The organism is Macrococcus epidermidis, from assembly GCF_003259695.1.
GTDB lineage: Bacteria > Bacillota > Bacilli > Staphylococcales > Staphylococcaceae > Macrococcoides > Macrococcoides epidermidis.
In genome coordinates this window covers 559,296-577,490 of sequence record NZ_PZJH01000001.1, presented here as the reverse complement: position 1 = coordinate 577,490, position 18,195 = coordinate 559,296, and the positions used below count along the sequence as shown (strand labels likewise).

Here is an 18,195-nt window from a genome sequence, read left to right as displayed (position 1 = left end):
ACATAGATTATTTTGTCAATGGAGGTTTTCTTACTTTTCAAATTCTTCAAGTACCTCATGGGGATAAAATTCAATGGATTCATTGCTCATTGGATTTAATATAATACTATTTTCTTCCATATCAATATCATTTAATACATCATTCATAAATATCTCTTTATCGATCATTTCAACTAAAAAATGTGAATTATTTTTTGCTAATGTTTGCGGAATGTTTTGATCCGTCCAAAAATAATAAGAAAATGCGGGGAAGTAATCAAATGACATATCACCCATTACATTTCCTATTTCATTATCCATTATATAAAAGAACATTTTTTTAGTTTTTATCAAATCTAACATTTTATCAAAATCATTATTATTAAAGCGGCTAGAAGTTTTCAAAATAGCTATTAATTCATTTATGTTATTAAATATTTTAATCGGTTTAATTTCTGGCCATTCACTCCAAACATACAAACCTTCGTCCTCTTCATTTTTAGAAAAACCTAAAAATCCTTCTGCCTCAGCAGTATTTTCTGCAATCACTGTAAAATCTGATCGTTTTCTTTTATTTATAGTTAGAATATCAGTTGCAGTTTTCTTTATATTTTTATTATCTCGAATCGGATAGAACTTCCAATTTTTATAGACAATAAAATTACCATCTTCAAATAAAGTCCAATAGTCATTCGGAATATTTTTCAATAATTCCTCTTGGCTAGTTTCCTGAATTACTTCTTTGTCAACTGGTTCCAGTCTATATTGTATCGGCATATTTATATTCCTTTCCATAAAATTATAATGTTAATAATTTATTATTAGTGAATAGATTATAAAAAGTTGAAACATGATTCTTAACTATTACATTTTTTTAAATGAATTTCTCTAATACTATTTCGTCCATTATAGGGATTCCATTCTCAGCAACCATTGGTATTTGTGGTTTAATTAGTCTCGCTTCGTTTACGGCATAGGGAATTATTTCTTTTATTCTGTAGCCCAGTTTTTGATAGAACTTCAAAGCATTTATATTATTATTAGTTGTTATTACTCTAATATTAAACTTACAATTTTTATACGCTAATCGTTCCAAGAAATTCATTAATTGTGTACCGATACCTCTATTTTCAATCACACTATCCAAAGAAATGATTTCAATCGTTTTATCCTTAATAATATATGTTAATAGTCCAGTAATCTTTTCATCTTCCATATAAATTAGACCTGGTAACTCAGCACAATTATATCTCCCAGAAGAAACAATCATTTCTGAAGATCCCCAATGTTCATTAAAGAATTCAATAACTGATGCTCTATTCTGTTCGTTTATTGCTTCAATCATAAAATCCTTCCTCTTTTTTGAATTTGTATAAAGATAATTTATCACTAATTTCTGCCTCACCGTACTTTATAAATCCTAATTTTTGATAGAATTTATGATTTAACACATTACCATGCGGTGTATATACCGTCCATAGTGGAACATCTTGATAAATATTAAAAATTCTTTTAATTGCAGCCGTACCATAACCTGAACCTTGTATTTCAGGATCTATAAATAATTTATAAATATGAATTCTCTCTTTCGGAACTACTTTTAAAACAACAGCACCGACTATTTTTTCTTTATCGTAAATCGTATAAAATTCATCGTTCTTAATGCTATCCAATAATATTTGCTCAGTTTCACAATACGGATTCGTTTCATGATCCTGGTATTTATCAAAATCAGTTATAAATGCTCTCTTTTGAATATTTAATAATACATCAACTTCTGAATGCTTTGTTCGCTCCAGTGTAATCATATAAAATATCCTTTCTTAAGAAATATAGCACAAATTATTAGAATATTCCTATAAATAATTTGTGATTTTTTACATTTAGGGTTAAAATAAATTAACCGGTTTATTTCAACTAACTTAGGAGGCAGCTATGACACAATTTCAAGTTAATACGTTCGAACAATTAAAATGTATTTCAGATGAGTTACGTATGAGAATTTCTATTTTATTGATTGAAAAAGAAATGACAGTTACTGATATATCTAAAAAGTTAAATATTCCTAAAGCAAAAATCTTTTATCACATGAAAGAATTAGAGAAACACAACATGATTGAAATGACACAACAAATTCCTGAAGGCAGCAACATACTAAAATATTACCGAGCCACACACAACGGATTTAATGTCAATCCTGCATTAATTAATAGCGATAATATACATCCATCCAAAAAAATCATAACAGAACAACTAAATAGAACGGTTCAAGTATTAAATCAATTTGGAATAATTGAAGATAATCAATATGTTATCTCAACTACACAGCAAATTAGAATTGATAAAAGTAACGTTACAGCATTTAAGGATGCATTTAATCTCTTGGTTAAAAAATACAGTAAACCAATTGATAATGAAGATAAACTGGAGGGAAAAGAAGAAAATTTATCAAAAAACTATTATATTAATCTCACAGCATTTGAAATAACGAAAGATATATTTGAATAAAATGAGGTGATTCAATGACTTTAAGTCCTTTTCATCGATTATTAATAGGACGAATTTTTACAAATGCAGCAGATAGTATATATTTTATTATTTCATCACTTTATATATTTGAAATTACACAAAGTCCATTGATATCAGGTTTTACAACATCTGCAATGTTAGCGGTGAAATTCATTCAATTATTATATGGACCAATAATAGATCACTTTAATGTAAAAAGAATATTAATTTTCTCTCAGTGTTCACAATCAATCTTAATGATGATATTAGGTATTTTTGTGATGAATCAGAACAATCACTGGCTATTAATCATTATATTAGTAGTTCTTTCAATGTTATGTGGTGAAATGTCATATCCAATTAGTAATAAACTCGTACCACAATTGTTATCTAAAGAAGAATTGGTAAAAGGAAATGCACAGATGACGTTTGCGAATAATACCTTAGATATCGTTTTAAATACTGTAATAGCTGGGTTGTTTATCACAATGAGTGCTGATACCTTCTATTTGATTAGTGCCATGTTATTCTTATTTGCTGCACTTTCATATTTTCAGATACCAATGGTTAAACAAACAAAAATATATGATAATACAAAGTTTAATTATTTCAAATCATTACACTCTGGCATTAGAATAGTAGCATCATCATTCATTTGGATATTTATTATTGGTGCTTTTTCTGTGAATATTGGTATTGGTATCGTTTACGGTGCGTTACCTACATTAGCTCATGAAATTGAAAATCCAGTCTATTATGGTCTATTTTTAGCAACAATGAGTATTGGTATGATACTCTCAACTTTTATAGCAGGTCAATTTAAGTCTAAACCACTCGGGAAATTAATGATATTTCTATTTGTAACAGCTGGGTTAACTATACTGACCGGATTTTTCATTTCTTTACCATTCTATTTAATTTTTTACTGTATAAGTTGGATTATTGTTGGAATTGCTAATATTCTACTCGTTTCTGTTAACCAAAGTATTATTCCGAATGAATATTTAGCGAGAGTTAGTTCTGTCTCTAATAGTGTAGGTATATTAGGGTTACCCTTAGGTTCAATACTTGCTGGTATACTATTGGAGTATGTAAGTGCTATACAACTTATTTCATTGTCTGGCATATGTTATTTTGCACTTTCATTACTCTGGTTATTGATTCCAACACTTCGCAATCAGAAAGAAATAAAGTATATTGCGAGTACTGACTTTGGTATAAAAATAACAAAATAACCAGAACATCAGTTCTAATTATTTTATTTACTCTTTAAAATAGTATTTGTAGATAAGTTTATAGTGGTGGCTAGCCCTAGGGGGTGATGCCTTTGATTTTGTTTGTTAGGTGTTTCTCCTGAAAAGGATAACATGACTGATTTTGAGTTATTGAGTATAATGTTGATGATGTTTGCAATCATTATACCGCTCATTATTAGACTAAATGACAAAGACAAAAAATAACCACTCATAAGCTGGACATAGCTGAGTGGTTATTGAGCAAAAAAATAACTTAGGCTGGTCACCGTATAAACGGATCTACAGGAGGAGTATTACCGCACTCCTCTTTTCATTTACATTTTACAATGGATAGCTTATAAGTACAAATATATTAAAATACGCTTGAGTAATGCAATACTTCATAATCTACTGACATACCCATTTTTTCATATAACCCTTGTGCTTTCACGTTATCTTCACCAGTTTCTAAACATACATATCTTGCATTATTTTCTTTTACGTATTCAAATGATTTTTCAATTAATTTCTTACCTGCTCCACTTGAACGATGATTTGATTGCACAAACAAATCATTATTATTTTATCAAAAATTATAAAGGTGAGTTGTATTTAGACCTTAATAATAGTAAACAGATAATACGTTATATATGCATAAAGTAATACTAAATCTTAAAAGGATATTATATTTCAATCCAAAATCTATTCGTTACGCCACTATCTTCTCTTATATACGATTGATCTTGTACACCACCATTGTTTAATATTACTTTTCTACTCGCAATATTTTCTTCATCACATGTAATAAGTGCTTTTTCTACATTCAAAGATTTCAAAAATTTTAAGGACTCATTTAGAATCTTTGACGCATAACCTTGACCTCTCAAGTCAGGTCTAACTCCATAACCAACATGGCCACCATAATTCATTAAAAACTCATTTAAGTAATGACGTACATTAGAAGAACCTATGATTTTACCATCCTCAATTAAAAATAATGTAGAATTTAATACTTCATATGATCTTTCACGTTCTTCTAAATTATTGATAAAGTCTTGAAAAGATTTATATCGTTTAAAGTTTGTAGCAGATGGTACAATACTTTCCTGTTCTTCTCCCCAAGCATTAAAATATTCCATAAATAATGTTTCATCATTAATCGTCAGTCTTCTAAATTCCATCTTATTAATCTCCTATTATAATCAGTTAAGAATTCTCGAATACATTTCTGATACTTTCACACGTACATCATTTTCATCTAAATAATAATATTCATCAATTGTATTACTTATAAAATCATAACATTCTAGGTATTCATGTAATTCTTTATACAAATAATATCTTCGTTCTTCTATTTCTTCTTCACTAATTAGGAAATCGAAGATATCTCTATAATATTTCACAAAAATACTGATACTGGTGTTTTGTTTTAAAAAATCTTCAATCCAATTTAATAAAATTACCTCATCATCCATACATACTCCTCCTTAAATTATTTTTATCTAAACAAAAATACATTACCTTTCTCTAACACGTCATCAAAAGATGAGTCCATTTCAAAACCTAATGATTCGGCAGTTTTAATTGATGCAATATTATTATATTGTGTTTGTGCAACAAGTTTATACTTACCTTCAGTTATTTGATTTACGTGTTTAATGATTTCATTCGCCGCTTCTTTTACAAAACCTTTACGTGTTTTATCTGAATTAATACGGTAGTATATATTTAAATAAGTATTATCAAGAATTGTTTTAAATTTTAATCCACATGCGCCAAATATTTTTTGGTCTTCTTTATCTATTATTGCATAATATCCAAAACCATGTTGTTCATGGTGTTTTATCCATTCTTTTATACCATTCTTAAAATCCTCAATATCAGTATCAGGACCTTTCGGATTATATAGTTGATTAGCGGGATTATTATGAACTGCGAATAATTCAGGTATATCTTCAAGTGTCGGTGTTTTAATCAGTAATCGTTCTGTTTCTAACATAATTGATCTCCTTTTTTATAAAACATCATCAATATTAATATCAATTCTTTTTAATTGTTCTTCGAAAATTTCTTTCTTCAATATACCGTTTTCTACTTCTTCATTTGTAAAATCTTCTTCCTCAAAAACTTTACATCCATCATTAACCCATTGCTTTAAATATTGTTGAAATGCCCAGTTTAATTGACTTTTGGGTAAGACAATGGCTTTGTGTTCGACTTCAAAATCCTCACTATATCCATATTCAAATCCACAACATGAACAAATGTTATAAGATGGACTACCACCAATTCCATATGGAGGTTCATCTATTTTATCGTATCCACATACGGGATATATATAATATTTCAATTTTCTTATTCCTTTCTCATTAACTTGATCGCGTCAAACTTTCGCTTATTATCCTCATCTTCTAACCATTCTTTTATTATCTCCGCATAGTTATACTTCATATTATTTTGGTGTATACCTTCTGCATTATGTGTATGTATTACATGTGTGAGCATTGTGTCTTCGTATAAATCGAAGTATGGAATCATTTTTATTCTTGATTCATTTAATACTTCATCATAATTATGTACAATGTGTCTATATTCCACAGACCAATTACCGTTTTCTTCGACATTTAAGATTGCATAATTCGACTCTTTTCCTTTGGTTGTAGAAACCGCACCAGGATTGATTATCTTTCTTTCATCCCCAATACCTATTTGTCTCATGACAGGTTGGTGAATATGACCGTATATAGCAACTTTAGCATCAGTATGTTCAAACAATTTTGCAAAGTTTTCTGAAGGTGCTTCTACCACTAAATCTCCACCATTAAATTTATTCGGTAAATTATGTGACAGATGAAATTTTACGCCATATACTTCTTTTTCAACTGTCATTGGTAAATTGAACATAAAGTTTATTTGATCTTCACTTATATTATCAAATACATACTTCACTAACATAAAGATAAATATTTCTTCCGGATCGTCGTAATTAATTGTGTCGTATTCTTCAATAACACTTGTAAAGCACCCATCCCAATTTCCTTTTACAAAAGTTGTTGTATTCGAATCAAGTAGTAAATCTAACAAATCTGAAGTTCCCGGGCCAGGCATAAATAAATCACCTAGAAACCAAAATTCATCTACGCCATTTCTTTTAGCATCTTCTATCACTTCTCTAGCAGCAGTAGTATTACCGTGTATGTCTGAAATAAGTCCGATTTTTTTCATAATTCATTCTCTCTTTCTCATGTCTTAAAATTTCAAAACAAAAAATATAATATCTCAATTAATTATCATATATTCACAATTTCAAATGATATCGAAAATATATTTCACCTTTACTACCTGTTATTAATTCACTTTTTTCAAATCCCAGACTTTCAAATAACTTTTGTGAATTTATATTATAATCAAAAACTTTACTTACTTTTATTTCTTTATAGTCATTATACTTTGCAATTTTTAAGAGTAACTTCATGGCACGTTTAGCTATCCCTTTACCAACATATTTATCTTCACCAATAATTATGGGTACAGTAGTTGGTGAAAGTGTTATATCTCCAATGGGTTTCCAATGTTTATCCAGTATTTCGATGATAAACACAGTACCTTTAGCATTTAAATCATTGTACATTCTTCTAATTGTCAACTCGTTATAACCTGAGACTTTTATACCTTCTGAACCAAGTAATACTCTCCGATTGTTATACCATTTTTCAGCATATTTTATATCTTTATCAATATTTAATAATCTTAATCTTAATCTCATCTGTGGAACCATAGATTCACCTACAATAATTTACTCATATAATATTCATCATAAAATTTCTCATTAATTTTAAGTGATTTTCGTTTTGTGCCTTCTATTTCAAATCCACTTTTCTGATATAATTTAATGCCTGCTTCATTCTCTGTTACGACTGTTAATTCTAATCTCGTTATACCGACAGTTTTAGCCCACTGTTCAACCGCTTCAAATAACAAAGTCCCAACACCTTGCCCTCTGACTTCTTGATGTACGCCTATTACTAAATACGCTGAATGTTTATTTCGAAATGAAGTATTGCCTATCGCGATGAGATAACCACATAATCCATCATTATCAGCAACTAATAATGTGCTATTAGATTGATTATTAAAATGCTCAATCATTTTCGTTTGTTTCTCCACACTATTATTACGCTCTCCCGGTTCCATTAACATAAAGTCAGATGTCGATTCTACATGTGCTATTAAATTCATTAATTGTTCAGCGTCATTAATTGTCGCATGTCTTATGATCATTTTGAACCTCCCAAAAAGTGTTTAATCGTTTTTACAAACAATGTTGTTTCCTCAATATCCGGAAAATGAGCACTTTCTTTAAAGTATTCAACCTGGTAATTTTTTAACTTCGATTGTATTAATTCTGTTGTTGCTATACCAGTATTCTTATCAAATATTCCAGTAATGATTAACGTAGGAATATCGAGAGATGTGATTTGTTCAAGTAGATTTTCACTATTTAACGATTTCACAATTTCATTATAGAATATCCCATCATTAACTAAACCACTTTCTTCCCACAACTTACGATTTAGAATAGCATAATTAGATTTATGAAATAGCAGTTGATCTGTTTCTTCAACACTAGCAATTGACCAGGCATATTGTATAGATTGATAGATATCGTGGTTTTGTAAGTAATCATTTATTAATTTCCTATTTCCATCATTAAAGACTGATAAGAAACCAGAAAGTTGAACTAAATTACTGATGGATAATGTAATTAATGACGGAGATTCTAATATTATTTTAAGAATATGTTGTGGGTGGGTCACAGCATAGTGTAATGCCAACTCACCTCCAAATGAATAACCATGTATATTAAACTGATCAATTTCTAGTTCGATTCTTAATGACTCTAAATCATTAACTAACTGTTTAATATGAATAGTACTAATATCATCAACTTTATCACTTCTACCACAGTGGCGTTGTTCATAATATATAATAGGCATTTTTTGCTCAAGTTCTAGACCAGAAGTACGCTCGAATGTATAATGATTACCTCCTGGACCACCATGAACGATAATTAAAGGGATTTGATTTTGATAATCTCCAATAATTTTTACCCAATGATTACATTGATTAATATTTATGATATGTTCACCTTGTAACATATTATCACCTCTTTTTATCTTCCCACTCACTTCTCAGCATGCCCATTTTAATTGCATCATAATACTGTCCATCAACTATTCTGGCATCACGAATTCTGGCTTCTTCTATCATTCCTACTTTTTCAGCTAATTTCATCATACGAACATTCCCAGACCATGTTGATATCCCGATACGGTGTAAATCACTATGATTAAAGATATAATCAACCCATTGCTGGAATGCAGAAGTACCATAACCTCCACTCCAATATTCAGGATTGAAAATGACGATTCCTATCTCCATCCAATTTGTTTCTTCACTCACCCAATTTGCATGAAGAGTCCCAAGAAATTGTCCTTCGTGGATGATATACATTGATTTCGGAATACCTTGATAGACATATTCTATATTCAATGGCTTGTTCATATATTTCTCTTTTGTTAGCTCCGTTGTTGGTCTCGCATAATAAGTTCCATTCCATTTGGCAGATTCTTGTACTTCATCTTCAAATAACCAATAATATAAATCAGCAATAAATTTTTTATTTGGTAAAATGATAGATACTTTATTAGACATATTGACCTCCGGGTTTATTAATTTTTTGAACAAGCGTACTATTTTAGTTTTTTTATTTACGATTGTTCGTTTGCTCTCGAGCTAGCGAATAATTTTGATTTTTTTATCTCGTATGTTCGTTTACTCACCAAATTTTTATCAATTTAACTTTATTCTGTATATTCTGCTTCCAATTGTGGTTTATGATACACTGCCATTGCTGTTGTTAGTTTTTTAAAACCCAACTTATTATAGAACGCTTCATTTCCTGTTGTTGATATCAAATGGATACACGATAATGATTCAAATTGATCTAATAATTGCTGCACGAGATTTCGAGCAATACCTTGTCCTTGATAATTCGGATGTACAACAACATCATAAATTGCTGCATTAAATACGCCATCAGATAATGCCCTCGCAAATCCAATTACTGTTTCATTGTCTTTCGCAATCATATAATGTGAGCTATTATTATATATTTGTTCAACTTTATTTAAATCATGTCCCATCCATCCGACACTATGATAGACCGCTACTAATTGTTGATACTCATCTTGTTTGATTTGAGATGTATATTGTATGCTACTCATAATCATCACCTACTTAACATATTATATTAATGATATATTATTATCAGATTTTTCAAAAGAATGAATCAATAATATTAGTTAAAAAAATAACCAGCCAGCGCTGGTTAATCTACTGCATTTTCTAATATTGTAAACGTCTTATTGTAAGTATCGAGTTCAGCCTGAGCACCATAAGGTAATATCCCTTTCGGTTCATTATGGCCAAAGCTTGCATTATAAAATACCGGTAAATCTTCTCTGTCGTTTTCTTTAAGTATCTTTTGAAAGACTGCTTTAATTTCTTCATAATAAACCCCATCTTGTGGTCTACCGATAATCATCCCATTGATTATTTTAAAGATTCCCATCACTGCATACGTTCTGATATATTGCTCTAACACTTCAGGATGTGTGTGTCTTTCTGATGTTTCAAGGAATAGAATCGCATCTTTAAATGCTGATAATTCGGGAAAGTATTTCGTTCCTTGTATATGATTTAACGATTCAACACAGCCACCTATTAAGTGTCCTTGAACTTTACCTACGCCATTAATCACTTCGTACCCTGTATTTAGTAAATTTTCTCGTTCAAAATCTTTGGCAATCTCATCCCATAACAATCCAAATTTACGCACAGTTTCTGAAGTATAAATACGTCCAACTGGATTATCAGTAAAAAGTAAATTTAATATTTGACTGATTGTATATTCATCCATCTTTACATTTTCAGCAAAGTCAGTAAGTAGTGCGGGGCCATAATACGTTGTTATACCATGCTGATAGAAATAAAGATGTTGTACTGTCGTATCAGAATAGCCCATAAAAATTTTGGGATTTTGTTTAAACGCTTCTACATCTATATACGGCATAATACGCACTGATTCGGTACCGCCTATTGTACAAATAATTGCTTTAACTTCTGGATCTAACACTGCCTGATTGAAGTCTTCTGCCCTTTTTTCAGGATGTGCATATAAATATTCTGAACCTTTTAATGCATTTGGCATTACTTTATATTTTAATCCAAATACAGATTCAAGTCTTTCTAAACCCTGCTTCGTTCTCCATATGAAATCATCCTCGCCGGCCATGCCACTAGATAAAGATACAATGGCGATTGTATCACCTTTTTTTATTTTTTCTGGTTTTATCATCATGTCACCTATTTTTCATATTTGTTAATAACATTTTATATTAAATTCTGAATTTTTAAAAGTCTTTGTAAAAATTTATTACTAAGGACTTTATTTTTAACGTATAATAATTATTTTGCATAGTTAAATTTATTCAAAATAAAAACAGCTAATGCGCTGTTTTAAGAATTTATCGTAGCATAATATTTCATTGCTTCACTCATATATTCCGCAAGTCCTTCGCCATACTGATTGATGTTATTAGTAAATCGGTCATCAATTATATACATATCACCTAATCCATAAAAGGCATCTCGTGAATAAGTTCCAAAATTTTTATTTAGAAAGTGATAAAATTTTTCAGTATGCTGCAAGACTGTTTGGTCTTCAATAGGTTTATCTTTTAATTGATTAAATGTCACGAATATATCTATCCATTCCTGTGAAAGTTGATCTTTACCATCATCTGAAAGCTGGTTAATTTTCTTTTGTGATATATTTACTGCCTTATCCCCATACTTCTTTCGAGCTTCTTGTTCATACTGGTTATCGTTAAAATTAATGCCTTTAAATTTTTCTTCAGGTGTCATCTTCTTACCCTCTTTTTTTCTTTTTATTGTTTGGTCGATTAGTGTAATCATTGAATGAATCTGTTGTTGTTGCGCTTCCAGTCTTGTTCGTTGATCTGTAAGGACATCTATCATATTTGCATTGTTCTTTAAAAGGGCTTTGATTTCATTTAGTGATAGATTATTTTGCGATAGAGCATTATGTGTTGAAGCCTGTCTAAATCTAAATCATTATATTCACGATATCCGTTATCCTTTTTATTTGGACATAGTAATGCGATTTCATCATAGTAATGCAAAGTTCTTATGCTTACACCTGTTAATTCAGATACTTTTTTAATATTCATATCCTACCTCCTCACAATATTACTTTAAACAATAACGTTACGTCATGGTCAATATATAAATTTAGTTTCTGATATAAATATTTTGAAGTGATATAATATATTAAACATTTTATTAAGATCTTATTTTGTTCAAGGAGCTTTGATTATGCGTAAACGTCTTACAACACTACTTACAGAACGTGCACCGATTCTACCTGAGAAAGTCGCAGACAATGATTTAAAAATTAACAAAGAGCCGATTATTTTAGTCCATGGTTTTGCAGGATTTGCAAGGGACAATACACCGCATGGGTTAATGCCTTATTGGGGTGGTTTAAAAGTTAATATAACTTCTACATTAAATATTGAAGGCTATAATATTTATGAAGCGAGCATAGGTTCTATGACCTCGAGTTATGACCGCGCTGTTGAATTATATTATTATATAAAAGGTGGTCGTGTAGACTATGGTGCTTTTCATAGTAAGAAATTTGGGCATCATCGTTTCGGTAAGACATATGAGGGCATTTTTCCAGATTGGCAGCCAGGTAAAAAAGTGCATTTCATAGGTCATAGTATGGGCGGACAGACAATTCGTATATTAGAGCATATGTTACGTTTTGGTCGTCCTGAAGAAGTAGCCTATGCAAACGCCCACCATTTAAAAGTTGCTCCTCTATTTATAGGTGGACAAGATAATATGATCAATACAATTACGACAATTGGCACACCTCATAATGGAACATATATTGCAGATCGATTAGGTAATAAGAATTTGATTAAATCATTCTTTTATCGTCTTGTTGAGAACGAAGGTTTAGCAAGCTTTAAAGTAGACTGGGGCTTTGGTCAATGGGGGTTACGTCAACAAAAAGGTGAAAGTTACTTTGCATACATTAAACGTGTTAGAGCGAATAAGCTTTGGCAGACTACTGATAACGGCTTTTATGACTTAACATTAAAAGGCTCAGAGGAAATCAATAACAAGCTTTCAATCAATCCCAACATTCGATATAAAAGTTATTCGACTGTTGCTACACATAAAAGTTTCTTCACGAAATATCAAATTGCAAATGTTGGGATGTTTGCCCCTTTCTATCTTACGGGTATGATCAGTACAATATCAGGAACACCAGAATGGTGGGAAAATGATGGACTTGTCCCAGCAATTTCTGCTGAAGGTCCATTCACCGAACCTAAATCTTACAACAAAAAGGTGATGATAGATCGTGGTGTATGGCATGTTGTACCTAGAATGTATGGCTGGGATCATATGGATCAGATTGGCGGCAATATGACAAATTTACTTCATACGCCAGGAGAATTAATTGATTTCTATCGGACACTCGTTAAAGAACTCGTTTTATTTGAAAAATAAAAACCTAGGTCATTCCTAGGTTTATTCTTGTGGGATATTCCATGTCTCAAGATTTTCACACATGTCCCAGAACATATATTCATAATAGCTTGTTTTTACGATAATTTCTTCTAGCTCTGCTAATTCCGCTTCAGGTTTACCTTCAGTTAACTCATCCATCAATCTAATTGCATCGTTTGTTAAATCAGTAAATTCTTCTCCAGAATAAGTTTCTACCCACGCATGATAAGGGTTTGATTGTGATAATCCACCTTTTTCCGCTAAAGACTTTCCAATAAAATTATAACTCCATGCACATGCAAGTAGACATGCAACTACATGTTCTGCACCGCCTCTTTGTGCATGATTTAGCATATAACTCGTATAAGCAGTGTTTGTAGCAGCAGAGTCAGTTGCTTCAAGTTCATCAGAAGATATGCCATATGATGCTGCAAACTTACGATGTAAATCCATCTCCATGAATAATGTACCATGCAATAAATTAGCAAATGTACTCATTGTAGATAAATCTCTTGATTTCGCACTTCCAATTGCCATTAATTTTGCATATTCAATCAAATAGACATAATCTTGTTTCAACCAATGCTGGAACTTTTCATTTGAAAGTGTCCCATCTCCTAAACCTTTCACAAAAGAATGCTCTAAATAAGAACTCCAAATTGGTTCTACTCTTTTCCAAATTCGTTCTGTAAACATATTAATCCTCCTAAAAAATACCTATACACGTAAGGTATAGGTATCATCCCACTTCCCTACGCTGGTGTTAACCATCAGGTTCAAAGGGTCGGAATTTTCCTCTCAGCACAAATTGTGCACCCCTAGTGTATAAGTATAGTATTTACTATAAGTATAACAATGTTTTAACAAATTACAAAATGCCGCTTGGCTCCTCTGGAAGTATTTGTCCTCCGTCTACTACAATACTTTGACCCGTAATATATTTAGTTTCTTTTGATGCAAAGAACACTGCAGCATATCCGATATCTATCGGTTCACCGAGTTCATGCGTTGGCACAATCGCTTTAGTTCCTTCTAAGTAATTTTCACCTTGTGCTTTTAAGCCTGCTGTTAATATATTACCGGGTTGAATTGCATTGATAGTAATACCATACTTTGCATATTCTAATGCAGCACTTCTCATAAAGCCTAACTGACCCGCTTTTGATGCACCATAATGTGCCCATCCTGGGTAACCCGTAATTGGACCGGTCACAGAAGATGTAAGAATGACACGACCATAACCCTTTTCTTTCATCGCTAATAATGCTTGTTGCGTTATATTAAACATCCCTTTTAAGTTAATATTAAGTGTCTTGTCCCAATCTTCCTCAGTCATGTCTTCAATCATCACCTGTGGAAAAATCCCTGTATTTGAACATAATATATCCAATTTACCATGCTCATCAATAATTTCTTTGATGATTGCTTTACAACGATGCTGATCAGTTACATCTAATTTAATAAATTGACCTTGCACATCCTCTGATGCTTTTTGACCATTCTCCTCATCAATGTCAGCGATAATTACGAATGCCCCAGCCTGATATAAAGCTTCTACAATACCACGACCAATACCATTTGCTCCACCAGTAACTAATGCAATTTGATTAGATAAATTAAACATTTGATCTCCTCCTTTTCCTTAAATATAACATGTATCATAAAATAATACATGTAAGAAAGGAGAGATGCTTTAAGAATGTTAAACACAAGATAAAACCATCAGATAATTATCCAACAGTTGCTTTATATGCTTCTACAAATGCTTTTGCTTCCTTTCGATTCACCTGATCAAACAGCCACGATTCACCGTTTTTTTCCATTATCGCGATACGGAATGGGACTGTTGAGATACCGCTTTTGATACTCTTAATTTCATCTAATAAAAAAGTATCCTTTACTTCAGTTCCTGACAAGGGACCCTGTGCTTCAAAAGTTATGACGTTATCATATAAATTTAATTTACCTGGTACTAAAGTTGATCGATATAAAGACATCGATGCATTGACACTCAAGATATGTTTAGTCAATTTATCCACTCCTTCCATTTATTTATATTATATATTATCAGAGAATAGATTTATAGCGAAAGTAATAGCGATATTGTGTATTTTAGTTAGTGATTCCGCTATTACTCTATACTTTTAGCGGTATCTCACTCTTCATACCTTCGATGCCGCTATTACTCTATACCTTTAGCGGAATCTCACTCTTAATACCCTCGATTCCGCTATTACTCACTACCTTTAGCGGTATCTCACTCTTCATACCTTCGATTCCGCTATTACTCACTACCTTTAGCGGTATCTCACTCTTCATACCTTCAATTCCGCTAAATCTCTGCCAGCAAATAAAAAAAGACCAACCCTTCACTCGGGATTGGTCAAAAACTTACTATACTAATTTCCAGATATCAGTTGCATATTGCTGGATTGTTCTATCACTTGAGAATTGCCCTGATTTCAGAATATTCATCAAGCTCATTTGATTCCATTTCTTCTTATCCTGATATGTTGCCATCGCAGTTAAGTGAATATCTACATAAGAATTAAAGTCTTTTAATAAGAAATATGGATCATTATTTGTAAGTACATGATAATATAAATCGTTAAATGCAAAGTCTCGTCCAAACTGTTCGTTTTTAAGTGCATCCATCGCACCTTTAACACGTCCATCTGTTTGATAGATAGCTTCCGCCTGATATCCACCATTGTTCTGGTAGTTAATCACTTCTTCTGAACTTAATCCAAAGATAAAGATATTTTCCTTACCTACTAATTCAGCGATTTCAACGTTTGCTCCATCCATCGTTCCAAGTGTCACAGCACCATTCATCATCATCTTCATATTACCAGTACCAGATGCTTCCATAGATGCTGTAGAGATTTGTTCAGAGATTTCAGCAGCTGGCATAATATCTTCTGCAAGTGTTACATTATAGTTTTCTAAAAATACTACTTTAATTCTGTTATCTACATCAGCATCATTATTGACTACTTGTGCTACAGAATGAATTAACTTAATAATTTCTTTTGCAATATGATAACTTGGTGCGGCCTTCGCGCCAAAGATAAATGTTCTTGGCTGTATTTTAATTGATGGCTTGCGTTTAATTTCATTATATAGATAAATAATGTGTAATACATTCAGCAATTGACGTTTATATTCGTGCAGGCGTTTAACCTGTACATCAAATACTGAATTTTCATCAACTTCGATACCAGTCTTTTGATAGATCACTTCTTTTAATACGCGCTTATTCTCTAACTTTACATCAGCTAATTTATTTAAGAATGATTCATCATTATAATAACGCATTAACTGTGTTAATTCCTGTGGTGATTTATGCCAAGCATCACCTATTGCTTCATTGATCAAATGTGTTAAACCAGGGTTTGCTGTCATTAACCAACGACGGTGCGTAATACCATTTGTTTTATTATTGAATTTTTCAGGTTGTATCTTATAGAAATCATTAAATGTATGATCTTTAATAATTTCAGAATGAAGTGCTGCAACACCATTTACTGAGAACGAACCCACGATAGCTAACTTACTCATATGCACGACATCATTACTAATTACTGCTAAATCAGCTATTTTATCGCGCATTTCTGGATGTTTCTCATATACTTCACGACAGAATCTTTCATTAATTTCATTAATAATCATAAAGATTCTTGGATTTACCTTTTGAACTTGACTTACTGGCCATTTTTCTAATGCTTCCTGCATGATTGTATGGTTGGTATAAGCAAATGTCTTAGTAACAATCGACCAGGCTTCATCCCAACCTAATCCTTCTTCATCCATTAGAATACGCATGAGTTCAGGGATACCGAAAGTAGGATGCGTATCATTAATTTGAATACAATGATATTCATGGAACTGCGTCACAGGTAAATCATATTTTTCTTTAAATTGCTTAATTAATGTCTGAATCGTTGATGATACTAAGAAATATTGTTGTTTTAGACGCAGGAAACGACCTTCTTCAGTCGAATCATCCGGATATAAGAATCCTGAGATACGTTCAACATTCTGCATATGTTCTAATCTATTTTTATAATTGCCATGATCGATGATGTTTGATGGTAATTCAGCGCTCCACAATCTTAACTGGTTCACAACGTCATTGTCATATCCCACTACACCCACATCATATGGGACAGCTAATACTGTTTCCTGATTGTGATACGTGAATTTAAAATTACCATGCTCATCGACTTCACTTGATACTTCACCACCGAAGTTAACATGCACCGCTTCATCTATTTTACGTGTTTCCCAAGGATATACTTCTTGTAACCAGTTATCTGGTAATTCAATTTGCGTACCATTGACGATGCGTTGCTCAAATAATCCATAACGATAACGAATACCGAAACCATTACCTAAATAACCAAGACTCGCGATAGAATCTAAGAAACAGGCTGCAAGTCGTCCTAATCCACCATTACCAAGTCCAGCATCATTTTCTTCACTATATACTTTTTTAGGATCTCTTCCTAATTCAGTTAATACTTCGTTACAAACATCTAACAATCCTGCATTTAGTAAGTTACTTTCAATTAAACGACCAATTAAAAATTCCATAGATAAATAGTTGATTTGACGTTTTTTTCTTTCTATATTAGTTTTTTTCGTTTCAACACTCGCTTGGTTGATTTCATCTTTTAAAATTGAACAAATCGCATAGAATAAATCTGTATCTGTCGTATCTTCTAATGTTGTATTTCTTTTGTTCGTTAATTTCATCTCCAGGCGTTCACGGAATTCTGTTTTTGAATAAGTTTTCATT

The 18,195-nt window shown here is 31.6% G+C and carries 24 protein-coding genes and 1 riboswitch; of the genes, 3 read left to right on the top strand and 21 right to left on the bottom strand.

Annotated elements, in window-relative coordinates; genetic code table 11:
• Positions 1-30: 30 nt before the first annotated feature.
• The 3 genes from BHU61_RS03040 to BHU61_RS03030 all read right to left on the bottom strand — a co-directional run bounded on the left by BHU61_RS03040 (position 31) and on the right by BHU61_RS03030 (position 1,787).
• On the bottom strand, positions 31-756 hold the full coding sequence (locus BHU61_RS03040; protein WP_111714558.1) for a hypothetical protein: 726 nt from the start codon (positions 754-756) through the stop codon (positions 31-33).
• A gap of 97 nt (positions 757-853) precedes the next feature.
• Complete coding sequence (locus BHU61_RS03035; RefSeq protein ID WP_111714557.1) at positions 854-1,324, bottom strand: GNAT family N-acetyltransferase; 471 nt, start codon at positions 1,322-1,324, stop codon at positions 854-856.
• Positions 1,317-1,787, bottom strand: coding sequence for a GNAT family N-acetyltransferase (locus BHU61_RS03030; RefSeq protein WP_111714556.1), 471 nt, complete (start codon positions 1,785-1,787; stop codon positions 1,317-1,319). Before BHU61_RS03030 ends, BHU61_RS03035 begins: the two co-directional genes overlap by 8 nt.
• A 127-nt stretch (positions 1,788-1,914) precedes the next feature.
• Here BHU61_RS03030 and BHU61_RS03025 point away from each other — a divergent pair, with 127 nt between their 5' ends.
• A complete protein-coding gene (locus tag BHU61_RS03025; protein WP_111714555.1) occupies positions 1,915-2,487 on the top strand; it encodes an ArsR/SmtB family transcription factor in 573 nt (190 codons plus the stop codon).
• A gap of 14 nt (positions 2,488-2,501) precedes the next feature.
• Positions 2,502-3,722, top strand: coding sequence for an MFS transporter (locus BHU61_RS03020; protein ID WP_111714554.1), 1,221 nt, complete (start codon positions 2,502-2,504; stop codon positions 3,720-3,722).
• A gap of 373 nt (positions 3,723-4,095) precedes the next feature.
• On the opposite strand, the gene BHU61_RS03015 is transcribed toward BHU61_RS03020, so the two are convergent.
• The 14 genes from BHU61_RS03015 to BHU61_RS02950 all read right to left on the bottom strand — a co-directional run bounded on the left by BHU61_RS03015 (position 4,096) and on the right by BHU61_RS02950 (position 12,037).
• Positions 4,096-4,287 carry a GNAT family N-acetyltransferase gene (locus tag BHU61_RS03015; RefSeq protein WP_170122438.1) on the bottom strand — a complete coding sequence of 64 codons (192 nt, stop codon included), beginning with the start codon at positions 4,285-4,287 and terminating at the stop codon, positions 4,096-4,098.
• A 118-nt stretch (positions 4,288-4,405) separates the two neighbouring features.
• Positions 4,406-4,903, bottom strand: a complete 498-nt coding sequence (locus tag BHU61_RS03010) for a GNAT family N-acetyltransferase (protein ID WP_111714552.1) — start codon at positions 4,901-4,903, stop codon at positions 4,406-4,408.
• A gap of 21 nt (positions 4,904-4,924) precedes the next feature.
• Positions 4,925-5,197, bottom strand: a complete 273-nt coding sequence (locus BHU61_RS03005) for a hypothetical protein (RefSeq protein ID WP_111714551.1) — start codon at positions 5,195-5,197, stop codon at positions 4,925-4,927.
• Between the two features lie 23 nt (positions 5,198-5,220).
• A complete protein-coding gene (locus tag BHU61_RS03000) occupies positions 5,221-5,721 on the bottom strand; it encodes a GNAT family N-acetyltransferase (RefSeq protein WP_111714550.1) in 501 nt (166 codons plus the stop codon).
• Positions 5,722-5,736: 15 nt separating this feature from the next.
• Complete coding sequence (locus tag BHU61_RS02995) at positions 5,737-6,072, bottom strand: hypothetical protein (RefSeq protein ID WP_111714549.1); 336 nt, start codon at positions 6,070-6,072, stop codon at positions 5,737-5,739.
• Between the two features lie 5 nt (positions 6,073-6,077).
• Positions 6,078-6,947: a metallophosphoesterase family protein gene (locus tag BHU61_RS02990; protein WP_111714548.1), complete on the bottom strand. Its 870-nt coding sequence runs from the start codon at positions 6,945-6,947 to the stop codon at positions 6,078-6,080.
• A 73-nt stretch (positions 6,948-7,020) separates the two neighbouring features.
• A complete protein-coding gene (locus tag BHU61_RS02985; protein ID WP_111714547.1) occupies positions 7,021-7,500 on the bottom strand; it encodes a GNAT family N-acetyltransferase in 480 nt (159 codons plus the stop codon).
• 8 nt (positions 7,501-7,508) lie between these two features.
• Positions 7,509-8,003 (bottom strand): GNAT family N-acetyltransferase, encoded by a 495-nt coding sequence (locus tag BHU61_RS02980; protein WP_111714546.1) that lies wholly within the window; start codon positions 8,001-8,003, stop codon positions 7,509-7,511.
• A complete protein-coding gene (locus tag BHU61_RS02975; RefSeq protein WP_111714545.1) occupies positions 8,000-8,881 on the bottom strand; it encodes an alpha/beta fold hydrolase in 882 nt (293 codons plus the stop codon). The genes BHU61_RS02980 and BHU61_RS02975 overlap by 4 nt, the downstream gene beginning before the upstream one ends.
• Before the next feature lie 4 nt (positions 8,882-8,885).
• A complete protein-coding gene (locus BHU61_RS02970) occupies positions 8,886-9,437 on the bottom strand; it encodes a GNAT family N-acetyltransferase (RefSeq protein WP_111714544.1) in 552 nt (183 codons plus the stop codon).
• A 149-nt stretch (positions 9,438-9,586) separates the two neighbouring features.
• Entirely contained in the window at positions 9,587-10,009 is a 423-nt protein-coding gene (locus tag BHU61_RS02965; protein WP_111714543.1) for a GNAT family N-acetyltransferase, read from the bottom strand.
• A gap of 104 nt (positions 10,010-10,113) precedes the next feature.
• The gene (locus tag BHU61_RS02960) at positions 10,114-11,142 is read right to left on the bottom strand and encodes a S66 family peptidase (RefSeq protein WP_111714542.1); all 1,029 of its coding nucleotides are present in this window, start codon (positions 11,140-11,142) and stop codon (positions 10,114-10,116) included.
• Positions 11,143-11,303: 161 nt separating this feature from the next.
• On the bottom strand, positions 11,304-11,825 hold the full coding sequence (locus BHU61_RS02955) for a TipAS antibiotic-recognition domain-containing protein (RefSeq protein WP_111714541.1): 522 nt from the start codon (positions 11,823-11,825) through the stop codon (positions 11,304-11,306).
• 35 nt (positions 11,826-11,860) lie between these two features.
• On the bottom strand, positions 11,861-12,037 hold the full coding sequence (locus BHU61_RS02950; RefSeq protein ID WP_111714540.1) for a MerR family DNA-binding transcriptional regulator: 177 nt from the start codon (positions 12,035-12,037) through the stop codon (positions 11,861-11,863).
• A 145-nt stretch (positions 12,038-12,182) separates the two neighbouring features.
• On the opposite strand from BHU61_RS02950, the gene BHU61_RS02945 reads away from it, so the two are divergent.
• Positions 12,183-13,394, top strand: a complete 1,212-nt coding sequence (locus tag BHU61_RS02945; RefSeq protein ID WP_111714539.1) for an esterase/lipase family protein — start codon at positions 12,183-12,185, stop codon at positions 13,392-13,394.
• 21 nt (positions 13,395-13,415) lie between these two features.
• Here the strand turns inward: BHU61_RS02945 and tenA are convergent, their stop codons facing one another.
• From tenA to BHU61_RS02920, 4 genes are all read right to left on the bottom strand, one after another.
• Positions 13,416-14,090 carry a thiaminase II gene (gene tenA / locus BHU61_RS02940; RefSeq protein ID WP_111714538.1) on the bottom strand — a complete coding sequence of 225 codons (675 nt, stop codon included), beginning with the start codon at positions 14,088-14,090 and terminating at the stop codon, positions 13,416-13,418.
• 36 nt (positions 14,091-14,126) lie between these two features.
• Positions 14,127-14,224: riboswitch (TPP riboswitch) on the bottom strand.
• A 38-nt stretch (positions 14,225-14,262) separates the two neighbouring features.
• Positions 14,263-15,018 carry a 3-oxoacyl-ACP reductase FabG gene (fabG, locus tag BHU61_RS02935; protein ID WP_111714537.1) on the bottom strand — a complete coding sequence of 252 codons (756 nt, stop codon included), beginning with the start codon at positions 15,016-15,018 and terminating at the stop codon, positions 14,263-14,265.
• 106 nt (positions 15,019-15,124) lie between these two features.
• On the bottom strand, positions 15,125-15,424 hold the full coding sequence (locus BHU61_RS02930) for a hypothetical protein (RefSeq protein WP_379883778.1): 300 nt from the start codon (positions 15,422-15,424) through the stop codon (positions 15,125-15,127).
• Positions 15,425-15,788: 364 nt separating this feature from the next.
• A complete protein-coding gene (locus BHU61_RS02920) occupies positions 15,789-18,194 on the bottom strand; it encodes a glycogen/starch/alpha-glucan phosphorylase (RefSeq protein WP_111714534.1) in 2,406 nt (801 codons plus the stop codon).
• Position 18,195 lies beyond the last annotated feature (1 nt).

Excerpts from the sequence above, each read along its gene's own strand:
- BHU61_RS03040 (WP_111714558.1), bottom strand. The coding sequence starts at position 756 with ATGCCGATACAATATAGACTGGAACCAGTTGACAAAGAAGTAATTCAG.
- BHU61_RS03035 (WP_111714557.1), bottom strand. The coding sequence starts at position 1,324 with ATGATTGAAGCAATAAACGAACAGAATAGAGCATCAGTTATTGAATTC.
- BHU61_RS03030 (WP_111714556.1), bottom strand. The coding sequence starts at position 1,787 with ATGATTACACTGGAGCGAACAAAGCATTCAGAAGTTGATGTATTATTA.
- BHU61_RS03025 (WP_111714555.1), top strand. The coding sequence starts at position 1,915 with ATGACACAATTTCAAGTTAATACGTTCGAACAATTAAAATGTATTTCA.
- BHU61_RS03020 (WP_111714554.1), top strand. The coding sequence starts at position 2,502 with ATGACTTTAAGTCCTTTTCATCGATTATTAATAGGACGAATTTTTACA.
- BHU61_RS03010 (WP_111714552.1), bottom strand. The coding sequence starts at position 4,903 with ATGGAATTTAGAAGACTGACGATTAATGATGAAACATTATTTATGGAA.
- BHU61_RS03005 (WP_111714551.1), bottom strand. The coding sequence starts at position 5,197 with ATGGATGATGAGGTAATTTTATTAAATTGGATTGAAGATTTTTTAAAA.
- BHU61_RS03000 (WP_111714550.1), bottom strand. The coding sequence starts at position 5,721 with ATGTTAGAAACAGAACGATTACTGATTAAAACACCGACACTTGAAGAT.
- BHU61_RS02990 (WP_111714548.1), bottom strand. The coding sequence starts at position 6,947 with ATGAAAAAAATCGGACTTATTTCAGACATACACGGTAATACTACTGCT.
- BHU61_RS02985 (WP_111714547.1), bottom strand. The coding sequence starts at position 7,500 with ATGGTTCCACAGATGAGATTAAGATTAAGATTATTAAATATTGATAAA.
- BHU61_RS02980 (WP_111714546.1), bottom strand. The coding sequence starts at position 8,003 with ATGATCATAAGACATGCGACAATTAATGACGCTGAACAATTAATGAAT.
- BHU61_RS02975 (WP_111714545.1), bottom strand. The coding sequence starts at position 8,881 with ATGTTACAAGGTGAACATATCATAAATATTAATCAATGTAATCATTGG.
- BHU61_RS02970 (WP_111714544.1), bottom strand. The coding sequence starts at position 9,437 with ATGTCTAATAAAGTATCTATCATTTTACCAAATAAAAAATTTATTGCT.
- BHU61_RS02965 (WP_111714543.1), bottom strand. The coding sequence starts at position 10,009 with ATGAGTAGCATACAATATACATCTCAAATCAAACAAGATGAGTATCAA.
- BHU61_RS02960 (WP_111714542.1), bottom strand. The coding sequence starts at position 11,142 with ATGATAAAACCAGAAAAAATAAAAAAAGGTGATACAATCGCCATTGTA.
- BHU61_RS02955 (WP_111714541.1), bottom strand. The coding sequence starts at position 11,825 with ATGATAGATGTCCTTACAGATCAACGAACAAGACTGGAAGCGCAACAA.
- BHU61_RS02950 (WP_111714540.1), bottom strand. The coding sequence starts at position 12,037 with ATGAATATTAAAAAAGTATCTGAATTAACAGGTGTAAGCATAAGAACT.
- BHU61_RS02945 (WP_111714539.1), top strand. The coding sequence starts at position 12,183 with ATGCGTAAACGTCTTACAACACTACTTACAGAACGTGCACCGATTCTA.
- tenA (WP_111714538.1), bottom strand. The coding sequence starts at position 14,090 with ATGTTTACAGAACGAATTTGGAAAAGAGTAGAACCAATTTGGAGTTCT.
- fabG (WP_111714537.1), bottom strand. The coding sequence starts at position 15,018 with ATGTTTAATTTATCTAATCAAATTGCATTAGTTACTGGTGGAGCAAAT.
- BHU61_RS02920 (WP_111714534.1), bottom strand. The coding sequence starts at position 18,194 with ATGAAAACTTATTCAAAAACAGAATTCCGTGAACGCCTGGAGATGAAA.